At 71.0% G+C, this 15,122-nt stretch carries 12 protein-coding genes; 2 read left to right on the top strand and 10 right to left on the bottom strand.

From position 1 onward, the window contains the following. Position 1 precedes the first annotated feature (1 nt). Positions 2–1,057, top strand: coding sequence for a GTP cyclohydrolase II (locus NXI30_24850; protein MCR9097459.1), 1,056 nt, complete (start codon positions 2–4; stop codon positions 1,055–1,057). Between the two features lie 46 nt (positions 1,058–1,103). Then, positions 1,104–2,960: a creatininase family protein gene (locus NXI30_24855; GenBank protein MCR9097460.1), complete on the top strand. Its 1,857-nt coding sequence runs from the start codon at positions 1,104–1,106 to the stop codon at positions 2,958–2,960. On the opposite strand, the gene NXI30_24860 is transcribed toward NXI30_24855, so the two are convergent. From NXI30_24860 to NXI30_24905, 10 genes are all read right to left on the bottom strand, one after another. After that, a complete protein-coding gene (locus NXI30_24860; GenBank protein ID MCR9097461.1) occupies positions 2,921–3,673 on the bottom strand; it encodes a hypothetical protein in 753 nt (250 codons plus the stop codon). The two genes, NXI30_24855 and NXI30_24860, sit on opposite strands and share 40 nt — an antisense overlap. A gap of 3 nt (positions 3,674–3,676) precedes the next feature. Continuing rightward, the gene (locus NXI30_24865; protein ID MCR9097462.1) at positions 3,677–4,408 is read right to left on the bottom strand and encodes a fatty acid desaturase family protein; all 732 of its coding nucleotides are present in this window, start codon (positions 4,406–4,408) and stop codon (positions 3,677–3,679) included. Positions 4,409–4,618: 210 nt separating this feature from the next. After that, positions 4,619–5,203, bottom strand: coding sequence for a hypothetical protein (locus tag NXI30_24870; GenBank protein MCR9097463.1), 585 nt, complete (start codon positions 5,201–5,203; stop codon positions 4,619–4,621). 245 nt (positions 5,204–5,448) lie between these two features. Then, a complete protein-coding gene (locus NXI30_24875) occupies positions 5,449–6,627 on the bottom strand; it encodes a beta-ketoacyl-ACP synthase II (GenBank protein ID MCR9097464.1) in 1,179 nt (392 codons plus the stop codon). Then, on the bottom strand, positions 6,624–7,574 hold the full coding sequence (locus NXI30_24880; protein MCR9097465.1) for a ketoacyl-ACP synthase III: 951 nt from the start codon (positions 7,572–7,574) through the stop codon (positions 6,624–6,626). The genes NXI30_24875 and NXI30_24880 overlap by 4 nt, the downstream gene beginning before the upstream one ends. 360 nt (positions 7,575–7,934) lie before the next feature. Continuing rightward, entirely contained in the window at positions 7,935–8,483 is a 549-nt protein-coding gene (locus NXI30_24885; GenBank protein MCR9097466.1) for a YkvA family protein, read from the bottom strand. Positions 8,484–8,637: 154 nt separating this feature from the next. After that, a complete protein-coding gene (locus NXI30_24890; protein ID MCR9097467.1) occupies positions 8,638–11,640 on the bottom strand; it encodes a fused MFS/spermidine synthase in 3,003 nt (1,000 codons plus the stop codon). Positions 11,641–11,828: 188 nt separating this feature from the next. Beyond that, a complete protein-coding gene (locus NXI30_24895; GenBank protein MCR9097468.1) occupies positions 11,829–12,440 on the bottom strand; it encodes a lactate utilization protein in 612 nt (203 codons plus the stop codon). Further along, positions 12,437–13,873: a lactate utilization protein gene (locus NXI30_24900; GenBank protein MCR9097469.1), complete on the bottom strand. Its 1,437-nt coding sequence runs from the start codon at positions 13,871–13,873 to the stop codon at positions 12,437–12,439. The genes NXI30_24895 and NXI30_24900 overlap by 4 nt, the downstream gene beginning before the upstream one ends. Further along, a complete protein-coding gene (locus NXI30_24905; protein MCR9097470.1) occupies positions 13,860–14,648 on the bottom strand; it encodes a (Fe-S)-binding protein in 789 nt (262 codons plus the stop codon). The genes NXI30_24900 and NXI30_24905 overlap by 14 nt, the downstream gene beginning before the upstream one ends. Positions 14,649–15,122 lie beyond the last annotated feature (474 nt).

The raw sequence follows: 15,122 nt of genomic DNA on the forward strand, positions 1-15,122 counted from the left end.
CATGAGCGCCGATCGATCCCGCTTCGAAATCAGCAAGTCGACCCTCCACCTCGGGGAGCATCGCGTCGCCCACGCGGAGGGCGACTTCGACGTGCACTTCTTCCGGGATCTCGCGAACGAGACGACCGCGATGGCGATCACCGTCGGCGATCCGTCGATCGGCCGCCCCCTGCTGGCTCGGGTCCACTCGGCCTGCGTCACGAGCGAGAGCCTGATGGGGCGGGACTGCGACTGCCGGGAGCAGCTCGAAGGGGCGCTGGCGACGATGGCGCGCGCCGGGCGGGGCGTCCTCTTCTACCTGCTCCAGGAGGGGCGCGGCGCAGGGCTCACCGCCAAGGCCCGGGACCGGATGATGGTCCAGGCGAGCGGCAACCGGATCACGACCTTCGAAGCCTACGCGTCGATGGGCCTGCCGGCGGACCTTCGGCGCTACGACCTCGTGGCGCCGATGAGCCGCTTGCTCGGCGTGCGCGCACCCATCCGGCTGCTCACGAACAATCCCGACAAGGCAGCGGCGGTCGGGGAGGCCCTCGCGACCGAGAAGATCGAACTCCTGGGCACGGAAACGATCCAGGCCCCGAGCTCTCCCTTCAACAGTGACTACCTGAGCGCCAAGCAGGCCTCCGGCCACGCGCTCGATTCGCCGAGCAGCCTCGAAGGGGCGTCGCCGCCGGTCGACGTCCGCGTCTTCGATCCGATCGCGCTGCCCGGCGACGACCGCCGCGTCGTGACGGCTTCGTATTTTCTGCCCGTGACGCTGCCTTCGACGGACGCGGACGCCGTCGAATGGTTCCGGATGAGCGTCGTCTACGACCGGGACCGCGAGCGCGAGTCGATCGTCCTCTCCCGCGGCGAAGGAGAGGCGGCCGGCCCGCCCGTCGCCCGCGTGCGGATGAACCTGCTCGACCGGCTGCCCTTCCCGCGCGCGGCGGGTCGCGCCGCGCTCGCGGACGCCCTGCAGACCCTCCGGGACCGCGGGCAGGGCGCCGTCTCCGTCGAGCTCGACGACCGCGACCTCGCTTCGACCGCCGCCCGGGACGCCGATGGCCGGGGCTGAGTCCTCGTCCCCGGGCGAGGACACCGCTGCCCGCGGCCGGGCGCTGTTGGCCGAACGGATCGCCGCGGCCCCGGACGTGATCGCCGGGCTCCTCCCGCGACAGCCGGACCTCCGCGCGCTCCTCCCGCCCGGCTCGGCGGGTCCGCGGACCCTGGTCGCGACGGGGATCGGGACGAGCGAAGGGCACGCGCGGCATTTCGCCGAGGCCGCCGCGCGCTGCTTCGGGTGGCCGGCGCGCTTCGCCTCGACCGCGTCCCTTCAGCAGGCGCCCCACCCGGCGGCTCGGCAGGACTGGCTCGTCGTGTTCTCCCAGGGGCTCTCCGCGAACGCGCGCCATGCTCTCCGCCACGTGGAAGCGTGGGGGGGATGTGTCCTGGTGACGGGACTCTCGCTCGGGACGAGCGAGGACGACGGCCTCTCCGCGGAGAAGCGGAGCTGGCTCGAGACCCTCGAAGCGCGCGGCGTGGTCCTCGTCGATCTCGGCTGCGGGGCGGAGTACGGGTCGCTGATTCGGGTGATCGGTGCGCGTGCCGGCTACGTCGCCGGGTGGTCGATCCTGCGCAGCCTCGCCCGTGCCCGTCTCGAAGAGACCGCCGTCCTCGACGTCGCTCCAGAAGCGCTTCGGACGGCGCAGGTCGATGCGCAGGCGCGTGCCGCCGCGACGTTTCCCGAGTCGGAGCCCGTCGCCGATTTCTTCTCGCCGGATCGCCCGCTCCTGATTCTGGCGGAGGGCGGGATCGGCGACTTCGCGGAACACCTGACGCTCAAGGTCGCGGAGGGCATGCTCCGTCCGCAGCCGCGGGCCCTGGACGTCCTGCAGTTCGCGCACGGGCCGCTGCAATCGATCGCGGATCGACCGGCCTCGCTTCTCTACCTCGTCCCGCCCGGTCGTGACGACACCTGGCTCGAACGCCTGCGCGCGACCCTCGACCCGGATCTCCACGATCTCCGGGTGTTGCGGGGCACGCTCCCATGGCCGCTCGCGGCGGTCGAGTTCGAGGCGCTCTTCGACGCCCTCGTCGAGCGCACCCTCGGCGAGACCGGGGGCGACGTGGTCGCCTGGCCCGGCGCCGCGCGAGAGGGCGCGCTCTACACCGTCGGTCCCGACCTTCCCACGCCTGCATCCGAGCCGCGGGCGACGCCCACGGTGTCCTGGGAAGCGCGGGTCTGGCCGGAGATGGAAGCGCTCGTCGCCAGAGGGCGACGGACGGCGTTGATCGGACTCGGTTCGATCGAGCAGCACGGTCCGCATCTCCCGCTCGGCACCGATCGCTGGATCGCAGAGGCGCTGCTCGCAGGACTGGAGGCCGACCTCGACGACGCCGTCGCCGTCCCGGCGATCGCGATCGGCTGTGCGAGCGAGCACCTCGACTTCGCCGGCACCCTCCACGTCGAGCCCGAGACCCTCGAGGCGATCCTGTGTGACGTGCTGCGCTCTCTTTCCCGTCACGGCTTCGATCGCGCGTTCCTGTTCACGGCGCACGGCGGGAATCTCGACGCCCTCGACGCGATGCGGAACCGGCTGTGTGCGGCGGTGCGGCCGCTCGAGCTGCGGATCGAGATGGACCCGCGGATCGGCGCCATGCAGTCGGCGGTCGTCGAGGCGGCCTCGCTCGCGCCGTCGGCCGCCGGCCCCCACGCCGGGGAGTACGAGACGAGCGTCGTCGCTCATCTGCGACCCGGGACGATTCGAACGGACGCGCTCGTTCCGGGGCGGATCGTCGCGCCGGGCGAGTCGCAGGGACTCTTCTACCCGAGCCTCCGGCCGAACGCGGAGAGCGGCGTGCTCGGCGATCCCTCCCGCGCTGCGGCGGAGCGCGGGGCTGGGTACCTGGAGGCCTGGGTGGCGTTGCTCGCCGCCGCCTATCGCGACGCGTTCGAGCCCAGGGGCGCGACCGAGTAGAAACGCGCGTAGGCGAAGGGCACCCAGAAGGCGTAGTAGAGCTGGTTCGGCACGATGCGCACGCCCCAGCCGAGGTCGAGCCCGCCAGCGACGATCAGCACGTCCGCGCCGAGCCAGAGTACGTAGTAGGCAGCGCTGTACCCGAAGAGCGCGCGCAGGTAGTCGACCTTGGGGACGGCGCCGACGTCGTCGCCGAGGCTCCGCGGGACCCAACGTCGGGACAGGGCGATGCAGAGGCCCATGAAGCCGGCCTCGTAGACCATCCACAGGACCTGGCCGTGGAGGTCGTCGACGATCGCCCCGAGCGCGGCGTACGTCACGCCCGCGAAGACCGGCACGACGAGGGTCACCCCCGCCGCCCAGCCGACGTTCTCCCGGAGCGTTCGCTCGGGGCGCGCCACGCCGATCGCGAGGAGCAGGACGCGGAAGTCGCCGAGCAGGACGAAGAAGAACATGATGAGGGTGGCCGCGAAGGTGCCCTCGATTCCGTCCTGCTTGGCGAGGAGCCCCGTCGAGAGCGGGTCGACCATCGTCAGGACCGCGAAGACCAGCGTCGTCCGCGAAACGAAGCGGGCGGCTTCGGGGACGCATGCGCGTGTCGGGTCCGTCGGGCTCGCGGCGCGCCAGGCGAGAAAGGCGATCGGCACCACGAGGAGCGCCCAGACGGTCTGCAGCTCGCTGTAGTAGGCGGCCTGCCACGTGAAATCGGTCATGGATCAGGAGCGCCGCTCGTCGGATCCGGATCGCTCGGCTTCGGAAGCGACCGAAGTTCCGAACCGTCGCTCGAGCGCGGCGAAGAAGCCCAGGCCATCGAGCATCGGGTTCAGCCAGCCCGAGGTCACACAGTAGGCGCGATCGTGCTCGCCGCGATGGTGCCGGGCGTGTCGGGCCGGCGTCAGGATCAAGCCCGACCGCTGCAGGATGCGAGCGAGCCGCGGGGGCTGCTTGGCGTGGGCCCAGCCGTGGAAGACGTTCGTTGCGACGGCGGCGGCCGCGAAGCTCATGCCGAACACGAAGAGGAGCGTCGATCCGAAGTCGTGCGGAAGCGGCGTCGCGAGCAGGGCACCGGCCAGGGGCACGCTCACCAGCGCATTGTTGCCGGCGACCTCGAAGAGGTCGTGGCGCGAGATGCTCCCGGGATCGTCGTGGTGGGCGCGGAAGGGCTCGATCAAGAGCGGCCCGACGACGGGCGTGGAAGGATCGAGGCAGCGATCCGCGAGCCAGTGGACCGTACCGGCGACGAACTCGGCCAGGAGATAGCCGCCGAGCAATCCGACGGGCAGGGCCAGGACCAGCTCCGGGCGCCAGGCGTGCGGCGCAGCCCGAACGAAGGCGAGGCCCGCGATTCCGACGAAGAGGCCGACCGCGAGGCGGTCGAGCACCCACTTCGCCCGAGGCTTCGTGAGGGGCAGGGACGCTGTGGGGGCGTCGTGCGTTTCGGCGGACACGGGTCGATCCTCTCGGAGGGCCGACCGCCCCGGCTCGAGGCGGCCCCTTCGCTCCAGGACGGGCGTGGCGCGTGGACGTCACGCGCCGAGGGAGTGTGCCACGAATACGGGGCGTGGGGCATGGCCGGCTCCCCCCGGATCGACCGCCGAAACGCAGACCGGGGAGCCGCCTCGGCGACTCCCCGGTCTCGTTCGTGCTGGAGGTGTGCGCTACCGGACCCGGCCGCGCGCGCGGATCGACAGCGCGTCCACGTGGGAAAGGTCTCGATCGCAATCGCGATTGCGGGAGATCCGTCGCTCACGGTCGCGGTCCCGCTCGCGGGCGATCTTCCGATCGATCCGGCGCTCCTTCTCCCAGCGCCGCTCGCGCTTGCTCCGCTTCCAGTCGTGGTCGCGACCGGAGCGACGATCGTTGCGGGCCCCACGCAGGGCGCGGTCGCCCTTGCGGTCGAGGCGCCGCTCGATGCGATCCCCCTTGCGGTCGAGGTGCTCGGCGAGGGCGTATTCGCCATTGGCCGCCGCGATGAACGCCAGCAGATCCAGCTGGAAGTCGATCGCCTCCCCCCGTCGGTCGAGCCGACGGTCGTATCGGCGCGCCTCGCGAACGCGGGCGCGACCTGCCCCGTGGTGTCGCGAGTCGCCGTGGACTCCGTGGCCTCCGTGGGCATGGTGATGGCGATGGCCTCGGTCGTGCGCCTCGGCAGCGCCCGCCAGGGCCAGCGCCGCGAGCGCGAGTCCGCTCGTCGCGATCGCTCGCATCCACTTCTTGTTCGATTCGCGATTCCTCGAATGCATCGGATGGTCCTCCTCGTGTCGGGTCTGATCCCGCATTCGAAGAGTGAGGACCTGACGATCTCCGTCGCGTTCCGCTCCTGGGGGGCCGTCATGGAAACGTCAAACTGGCCGCGGGAGCCGCGACAGGGCGCCACGACGCCGGGTCACATCCACGCGGGGCGGCCCTTCGGGATCGTCCGGAGCGCCCGCAGGGCGGTCACGAATCGCGGCGTTTCGGAACGTCGCGTATCGAGCTCGCGGTCGGCCTAACGCGGCGGGCCGAGGACGAGCGTGCCGTTGTGGCCGCCGAATCCGAACGAGTTGGAGAGCGAGAGGCCCGGCGTCCACGAACGCGGCTCCGACTTCACGACGTCGATCGGTGGCAGGGCCGGGTCGTAGTTCGTGAGTCCGTCCGTCGGCGGAACGACGCCATGCTGCATGGAGAGCAGCACGGCGACCGCTTCGAGGGCGCCTGCCGCTCCGAGCGAGTGGCCGGTCACGCCCTTGATCGAGGTCACGATCGGACCGGGCGTACCGAAGAGCTTCGCGATGCCTTCGGCTTCGGCCGCGTCGTTCAAGGCGGTGCTGGTTCCGTGCGCGTTGATGTGGGCGATGTCCGCCGCGCCCACGCCGGCATCGTCGAGCGCAGCCTGCATGCACCGGAGTGCGCCTTCGCCTTCCGGGGCCGGCGCGGTGATGTGGTGTGCATCGGCGAGACTCGCAGACCCGAGCACCTCACCCAGGATCTTCGCCCCGCGCGCTTCGGCCTGGCTCCACTCTTCCAGCACGACGACCGCACCGCCCTCGGCGATCACGAAGCCGTCTCGGTCGACGTCGAAGGGACGCGAGACGCCGCTGGGAGAGAGCGCCTTCATGTTCGTGAAGCCCGCCATCGAGATCGGTGTCATGGCGGCTTCGGCTCCGCCCGCCACCACTGCATCGCAGATGCCCCACTGGATCCAGCGCGCGGCGGCGCCGATCGCATGGGTCCCCGTCGCGCAGGCGGTGGCGAGGGTTTCGCAGGGGCCCTGGAAGCCCCAACGGATCGAGACGGCGGCGGCGGCGGCGTTGGCCATCATCATCGGCACGACGAAGGGAGAGACGCGCCGGGGGCCCTTCGAATCGAGCACGAGGGTCTGGTCCTCGTGGGTCTGGACGCCACCGATGCCGGTGCCGACCAGGACGCCGCGCTTGCCGGGCTCGGCGGTCAGCTCGCCCGCTTGCTCGAGGGCCTCCTTGGAAGCAGCGACCGCGAATTGTTCGAAGCGGTCCGCTCGGCGGATCGTCTTCGCGTCGTCGTAGAAGTCCTTGGGCTCGAAGTCGTGGGCCCGTCGCTCCTCGGTCGGCTGCGGGGAGAGGATTCCCTTCCAATAGGCAGCCTGTCCGATCCCGACCGGGGAGACGACGCCGAGTCCCGTGATCGCGACGCGTCGCTTCTCGCTCATTCCGAGGCTCCCGAAACGGAGGGCGGCGACTGCCAGCGGAGGAGTGCGCTGCCCCAGGTCATGCCGGCCCCGAAGCCGGTCATCAAGACGAGGTCCCCGTCTTCGAGGCGGCCGGCCTCGATCGCGTCGACGAGGGCGAGGGGGATCGAGGCGCTCGAGGTGTTGCCGGTCCGGCCGAGGACGATCGCGGTATTCGCTTCGGCGATGCCCAGGCGATCGCAGGCCGCCTGGATGATCCGGATGTTCGCCTGATGCGGCACGAGCAGCTTGACGTGCTCCGGCTGGACCTTCGCCTGCTCGAGGGTCCGCTTCGCCGAGTCGACGAGGACCCGCACGGCGCGCTTGAAGACCTCGCGCCCGTCCATCTGGATGTAGCCGCCAATGTCGCACTCGAGGATCTCGCGGGCGGTCCCGTCGAGCCCGAGGTCCCAACCGAGGAGCTGCCCCTCGCCGGCTTCCCGTTCGAGCACGAGCGCGCCGCCCCCGTCGCCGAAGAGGACCGCCGTATTCCGGTCGTTCCAGTCGGTGATCCGGGACAGGGTCTCCGCTCCCACCACGAGCACGCGGTTCGCGCCGCTCTCGAGCAACCCGTTCGCCATGACGAGGGCATAGACGAAGCCCGAGCAGGCCGCGTTCAGGTCGAACGCACCGCCGCCGAGTCCGAGCTCGTGGTGCACGTGCGCCGAGCACGCGGGGACCTGCTGGTCCGGCGTCGTCGTCGCCAGCACCATCAGATCGACGCTCGCCGGATCCACGTCCGCCTGTGAGAGCGCCGAACGGCCGGCGGCGATGGCGAGCTCGGCGGTCGATTCGCCGATTCGCCGCTCGCGGATTCCGCTTCGCTCGCGGATCCACTCGTCGCTCGTGTCGAGGGTCTTCTCGAGGTCGTGATTGGTCACGACCTTGTCGGGCAGTGCCGAGCCCCACCCGAGGATGCGCAGTCCCATGCCGTCTCCGAAGATCCGGGGCTCGCGCAGGATCGCGCGCTCAACCCCCCAAGAGTCGGCCCGAGGTGTACCACACCCGCCGGACCCACGATCGGAAAGCGTCCGACGACGCCGCTCCGCGAGACTGACACCGCCCCCACGCCGCGTCAGAACCCGCCCAGCCGGCCGACGCCACGCCAGAGCCCCGAGCGCAAGGCGCGGCCCGTAGCGGCCGCGCCGACCCAACGAACGGAGCCCTCAGCGCGAGACGCGGCCAGAAAGGCCGCGTCGAGAGGCGCTCTGCGCCGACCCAATAAACGGAGCCCTCAGCGCGAGACGCGGCCAGAAAGGCCGCGTCGAGAGGCGCGCAGCGCCGACGGTCTAGAACAGCGAAATCGGCGACTTGCCCCGCCTGCGGGAGTGGCGCTCGCGGTCGCCGCGGCGGCGGCGGCGCATGCGGCCCTGGAGCGAGGCACGGCGCTTCTCGAGGCTCTCGGGGGTGGCCTTCTTCTCCTTCCGCTTCTGCTTGCGGAACTCGACGAAGGCATCGAAGGCTTCGATCTCGTGCTTCAGATCCTGGACGACGAGCTCGACCATGATCGCGTCGTCGAGGTAGCCGAGGCCGGGGACCTTGTCGGGGATCAGATCATCGGGATCGGCGAAGTAGGCGAGCGCGTTGAGCACGCGCTTGCGGTCCGCGCCCTCCAGCCGCCAGTCCTCGTCCTCGAGCATGTCGATCAGCTTCGCCAGCTGACCGATCCGCCCCGTCACGAAGCTCGGCGCATCGGTGCCTTTGACTTCGTCGAGGAGGCTGCGCGCTTCGGCGAGGATCTTGTCCTCGTTCTCGGCGCTGCGTCCCTTGCGGACCTTCTGCAGGACCTGTCGGAAGTAGCGGAGGTCTTTGTCGCTGAGCTCGAATGAAATCTTCATGATGGCGCGTAGTCTAACCGAATTCGCAACCGCCGCGCGCCTCGAAATCGGGCGATCGCGACGGGCTCATCGGGGCGATGCGCCCCCGAATCGCGTCCCTGTTCGGCGACGAATCGGCGGCGAGCGTCGAGCGGTCCGCGGCGGCGTTGCCGACTCAGCGTCGTGGTTGCGCGGCGCGCGCGATCGTTGCCGCGAGGGGCGCGTGCGCTTCCGGCGGGATACCGAGGGCGCGGATCAGCCGATGGAGCGAGCGCGCCATGGCCGGGTTGCGCAGGACGTTCGGCGTGCCGAGGTGTTCGATCGCGGCCCAGGCGAAATCGTCCTGGTCCGCGGCGACGGCCGCGGCGGCGCGCAGATAGTAGTTCTGGGTCGCTCGGTGTCGTCGGAGCAGAGCGTCGAGCAGGGGGATCGCTTCGGCAGCGCGGGCCTCGTCGCCGGACTCGATTCGCCAGGTCGCACGCAGGCGGGTCGCGACGTCGAAGAGCAGATCCTGCGGCCCGATCTCCGCGAGCCGGGCGTCCATCTCGGCGACCGCCGCGAGGTCCTTGGCGACGCCATGACGCACCGCCTGCTCCATGAGTCGTTCACGCTCGGTCCAGGGGAGGTCGGGGGAGAGCGCGTCGAAGAACTGCGGACCGAAGACCGTGAGGGCACCGGCGCGGGCCGAGGCGTTCTCGGGGTTCAGCTGGAGCGCGCGCGCGAAGTGGCGTCGCGCGAGCTGAACGCGGGCGGTGTCGAAGGCGCGCCAGCCGATGACGGCCTGTTGGTCGTCCTCGGGGAGGAGCTTCGTCAGTCGCTCGGCGCGCGCGACCTCCCCGGTCCAGCCGAGCCGGCGGATCAGGCGCGTCGCGCGAATGCCCGCGAGGCGCTCCTTCGTCCAGGGCTCGAGCTCGGCGAGGGCGGCTTCGAAGTCCTTGCGGTGGGTCTGTCGCTTCGCCGGCGGGAGCCGGGTCGTGGCGAGGCGGTTGTGATCGTCGGTGTTGAGCGGACGGCCCTCGCCGAAGGCGCGTACGCCTTCGGCGTCGAGGGTCAGGCCGGCGAGGATGTCCTCGACGTCGTCCATTCCGTGTCGGGAGAAGTCGTCCCCGGCGACCTCGAGGGCGCGCGGTCCGCTCTCGAAGAGATCGATCGGCTCCTGCGAGGCGACGAAGACGAGGGCGGCGGGCACCGGGCGGTAGACGTTCACGTGCTCGAAGACGTCGGTCATGGCCGCCGCGAGACTGCCGAAGAGCGGTACGTCGACGAAGCCCTGGCCGATCCACTGCACGAAGATCCCACCCGGCTCGAGCTTCGAGTCGACGAGTTCGAAGAACTCCCGCGTATAGAGGTGGGAGGCGCCGGACGTCCACGGATGGGAGGGCTGCGACACGATCGCGTCGTAGGTCTTGTCGGAGAGGTTCATCGCGCCTCGCGCGTCCCCGAGTCGAAGCGAGACGCGCGGGTCCGCGAAGGGATCGACCGGGCGCGGGATCCGCTGGTTCGCGACGACGACCTCCTCCTCGAGCTCGATCACGTCGATCGCGGTGACCGACTGCGCGGTCGCACTCAGCGTCTGCGCGCCGCCGAGCCCGATGATGAGCATGTCCTCGGTGTCCGGGCGGGCGGCGGTCGGGAGGAGCGACAGCCAGGCGGTCTCGTGGAAACGCACGTTCGGCATCTCGGGCCGGTCGATGCCCGACTCGGGAAGGCCGTTCGTGAAGAGGCGCCAGCCGCGGTTCGACTCGACCACGGTCACCGTCGCGGAGCGTCCGACCCCCAGGTAGTAGATGGAGCCGGGCGTACGGGCTCCGCTGATGGCGGAGTGGAGGAGAAGGCCTTCGGGTCGAGGCAGGCCGACGATCAGGGTCGCGAGGAGAGCGACCGCACAGGCACCGGCCAGGAGCGTATGGCGCGGGGCCGAGAGGGTCGCGGCGAGGAGGCCGAGGACGAGGCTCGTCAGGACACCGACGAGCGCGGTGTGCTCGAGGCCGAGGGTGGGCAGGAGAAAGAAGCCGGCCAGGGTGGCGCCGAGGATCGAACCGACGGTGTTCCAGGCGTAGACGCGGCCGCTGACCGCCGCGGCCTCGTCCGCGTCTCGCGCGAGCAGGCGCACGCCGAAGGGGAAGGTCGCGCCGATGCAGAGCGTGACCGGCAGCAGGACGATGCCCGCGGCGGCCGCGCCCGGAGCGGGGGTCGCCGGATTCGCGCCGACGGCGGCGGCGAGGTCGGGCAATCGCTCCGCAGACCGGAACGCCGCATAACCGAGGAGTCCCGCCCCGAGCTGGACGAGGGCGAAGCCGCGTGCCGCGGCGGCTCGGCTCGTCGCGAAGCGGGCGGCGAGGGCGCTGCCCAGGGCGATGCCCAGCAGGAAGCTCGACAGCATCGACGCGAAGGCGGCCGTACTCCCGCCGAGGATCTGGCCGAGCAGCCGGGTCCAGAGCACTTCGTAGACGAAGGAGACGATCCCCGAGACGGTCATCGCCGGAAGGATCCAGTGGAAGCGCGGGCCCCGCGGCGCATCGGCCGCTTCGTCCGGCGGCAGGCCGGCGATTCCGCGGGCGAGCGCCCAGGCGGCGAGGAAGACGACGGCGTTGCCGGCGATCCCGATGTAGACGGTCTGGCGCAGACCGAAGGCCGGCAGGAAGTAGAAGGCCGCGACCAGCGTTCCGGCGATCGCGCCGAACGTGTTCACGGCGTAGAGAATGCCGATCCGCGGACCGACCTGCGCGTCGTCGCTCACCGCATAACGTGCCAGCAGCGGAAGCGTCGCCCCCATCAGCGACGTGCACGGAACGAGCACGACGAAGGCGCCGAAGAGATGGAAGAGCGCCGTGCCGAGGGACATCGTCTCCGGTGGCGCCTCGAGACCGCCGGCGACCGAGATGTAGAGGCCCTGCACGAGCTGGATCATGAGGGGGACGCAGAGGGCGCCGATCGCGATGCCCAGCTCGAGGACGCCGTAGGCGAGGACCGGGCGCGTCAGCCGGCGAACGAAGCGCGCGGCGACGGCGGCACCGAGGGCGAGACCGGCCATGTACGCCGCCAGCACCGCGACCACGGCGAGCTCCGACGTCCCGAAGAGGAACGCGAACTCGCGCGTCCAGGCGGTCTGGTAGAGCAGCGCCGCAAAGCCCGAGACGAAGAAGCAGATGAGAAGAAGGAAGAATCGGAGGTCCATGCTTCGGTTTCCGTCTCGTGAGTAGCCTCGCGGTGCTCGTGCGTGACGCGGGCGGAGCGGTCGGAGGTGTGTAGCAGCGACCTCCCTCCTCCGCCTCGAAGCTGCGCGCGCGGGCGGGGCTCTTGCCCATCGCCTGCATTCGGGATGCGGCTGCTGCGCCTTGCGGTCGTGGGGATCCGGACCGGCTTCTAGTCGTCGAGCAGGACGAGATGCATGGTCCGCGGACCGTGAGCACCGAAGACGAGGGCCTGCTCGATGTCCGCGGTCTTGGACGGACCGCTCAGGAACCATCCGAAGTCCGTCTCGCCGAGGGCCATCCGGGGATAGGCGTCGTGAAGGCTCGGGACCAGGCGGGACGTGTGGCCGACGATCACGAGGTGTTCCGCCAGCAGGGCGGCGGCGCGTTCGAGCGCCGAGCTCGGAACGTGCCAGGAAGCGCCGTTCTCGACGACCGTGAAGCGCGCCTCGAGCACGCAGACGTCGAGGGGCGCGAGCGCCTGGACCGTCGTCGCTTCGACACCGGCGCCGCGCGCCGAGACCCCATGGTCCGGGAGCGCGAGGGCGTCGGGACAGTGGACGTGATCGAAGGAGGCGATCGGTGCGGGCAGTTCGATTCGCTCCGGCCAGTCGAACGCGCCGGCCCCCCGAACGAGCACGCCGCCGTTCTGACCGAGGCGGGCGGCGAGGACGCCGGCTGGATCGTCGGGCATCGCCGGGGGCGTCGCACGCGGGACCGCCGCCGCCGGCGCGGTCGTGGCCGAGGCGAGTCGCGAAAGGATCTCCGCGCGCGCGTCGCTCATCGCCCCCCTCCGTCTTCGCGTTTCGCGTTGGTTCGGGCTTCGCGTTTCGCGTTCGCTTCGCGATCCCGAAGCGCCTGCTGGAAGCTCTTCGCCGGAATCGCGGGCATCGCCCGGCTGCGACTCCACGGCCCGCCGAGCCGATCGAGCAGCGACGCGGGAAGCCGCCGCGCCAGCCAGCGGCCGATCCGCGTCGCGCGACCGTAGAACTCGGGGCTCGACAGGATCCGCGCCGCCATCCGGAAGGCCAGCCGTCGCCGTCGCGGGTGGTGGCCGGCCTCGGCCAGATGGGATCGCCAGGTCAGGAGCTGGTGATGGAGGGGCACGCCGACCGGGCAGACGTCGCTGCACGAGCCGCAGAGACTGCAGGCGTGGGGGAGCTCGGCGTGGCGCGCCGGGTCGCGACTCGGGGCGAGGACCGATCCGATCGGGCCGGGCACGGTCGCGCCGTAGCTGTGGCCACCGCTTCGCCGGTAGACCGGGCAGGTGTTGAGGCACGCGCCGCAGCGGATGCAGGCAAGGGCCTCGCGGAAGGCGGGCTCGGCGAGCAGGCGGCTGCGTCCGTTGTCGACGATCACGACGTGGAGCTCGGAGGCCGATGTGTCGCCGGGGGCGGTCGCGCGGGGGCCGCGGAAGTGGGAGGTATAGGTGGTGATCGGCTGGCCGGTCGCCGATCGGGCGAGCAGCCGGAGGAAGGGCGCGAGGTCGGTCGCGGTCGGGACGATCTTCTCGAGGCCGACGCACGCGATGTGGAGCGGGGGGAGGGCCGTTCCGAGATCGGCGTTCCCCTCGTTGGTCACGACGACGAAAGAACCCGTCTCCGCGACGGCGAAGTTCACTCCGGTGATGCCCGCTTCGGCCGCCAGGAAACGCGCGCGGAGGTCTTCCCGCGCGAGCGCCGTCAGCGCGTCCGGGTCGTCGAGGCCCGCCGGTGCGCCCATCTCGTCGTGGAAGAGCTCGCCGATCTCGCCCCGCTTCAGGTGGATCGCGGGCATGATGATGTGGCTCGGTGGCTCGTTCCGGAGCTGGACGATCCGCTCTCCGAGATCCGTGTCGACGACCTCGATCCCCTGCGACTCGAGATGGGGATTGAGGCCGCACTCCTCGGTCAGCATCGATTTGCTCTTCGCGACCCGGCGAACGCCGCGGTCCGACAGGAGCGCACTCACGATCCGGTTGTGTTCGGCCGCGTCCCGCGCCCAGTGGACCGTGGCCCCCGCCGCCTTCGCTTCCTTCTCGAAGCGCTGCCAGAGCTCGGGGAGCCGGGCGAGCACGTCCCGCTTGATGCCCGCGGCCTCGTCCCGCAGCGCCTCCCACTCGGGCAGCGTGTCGGCGGCCGCGTCCCGCTTGGCGCGCACGAACCAGAGGACCTCGTCGTGCCAGGCCGTTCGCTCACCGTTCGCCACGAAGGCCGCTGCGCGCTCAACGTGGCCCATCGCCGCCTCCGTCCGCGTTGCGCTCGAGCCAGCCGGGGCCGAGGGTGGCCTCGGCGAGGATCTCCGCGACGTGCAGCACCCGCAGCGGCGTGTCCCCTCGTCGGGCGAGGCCCTCGAGATGAAGCAGGCAGGACACGTCGGTCGAGGTCAGGACCTCGGCCCCCCCGCGTCGATGGTCTGCGAGGCGGTCGAGTCCCATCCGCGTCGATACGGCCTCTTCTTCCACGGAGAAGACGCCCCCGAAGCCGCAGCACTCGTCCCGGCGGGTGAGGTCGATCCGTGTCAGGGCGGGGATCCGGTCGAGCAGGGTCAGGGCGGGATCGGGGCGCGCACCCTCGCGGGTTTCGGACGGATTTCCCTGCCGAAGCTCCCGGAGGGCATGGCAGCTCGCATGGACGCCGACGCGGTGCGGAAACGCGGTCGCCGGGGCCGGCAGGGAATCGCTCTCCTCGAGGAAACGGGTCAGCTCGACGACGCGGGCGCGACCACCCGGGGGATCGGACACGAGGCGTCGCCCGTGGATCTCGAGGGTCGCTGCGCAGGAGCCGGACGGGGCGACGACTGTCTCATAAGTGCGGGTCGCCTCGACGAAGCGCGTCACGAGGCCCCGGGCGAGGGGCTCTTCCCCGGCCGTGAGCATCGGCTGACCGCAGCAGGGGACGTCGCTCAGCACGTCGACGTCGAAGCCGGCGGTCTGGAGCAGGTCGAGGGCGGCGAGGCCGACGCGTGGCTTCAGCTGGTCGACGTAGCAGGGGACGAAGAGCGCGATCGACATCGCTGGGCGCACCATTCCCGGAAGACCCGGCTCCCGGAAGAGTCGGCGCGGCGGACCGCGCGAAGAGATTCGACCGGAGAATAAGTCGAAGCGCGCGCGGCGAGAAGGGGCCGCGCGCGCTTGGAACGGTGCGTCATGCCGCGGGGACTTCGCCGCGGACGAGTCGCCCGCGTTCGGGCGCGGGCGCGCGTCCTCGCGCGCTGACCCCGGGTCTTGAAGGCGGTCCGACTCACGGGTCGTCAGATGCAGATCCACGATGCAGACGCGGCTGAGTGCGGGTGAGGGGCGGCCCTGCGAACTCGCAACAGTTCGAGTGAAGCCCAAAAAACCGCTTGGAAATCCGGTCTGGCTGCGAAAGAATACGGGGCGCGCCCCAGACACTCCGGAGCGAACTCCGATCCCGGCCCCCCCGGTCTCGCGAGTTCGTTCGAACCCTTCCGGTCGTCCGAGTCCGTGGAAGTTGCGATTCGATCG

The sequence above is a fragment of the bacterium genome (genome assembly GCA_024742285.1).
In the GTDB taxonomy this organism is placed as follows: domain Bacteria; phylum Myxococcota_A; class UBA9160; order UBA9160; family UBA4427; genus UBA4427.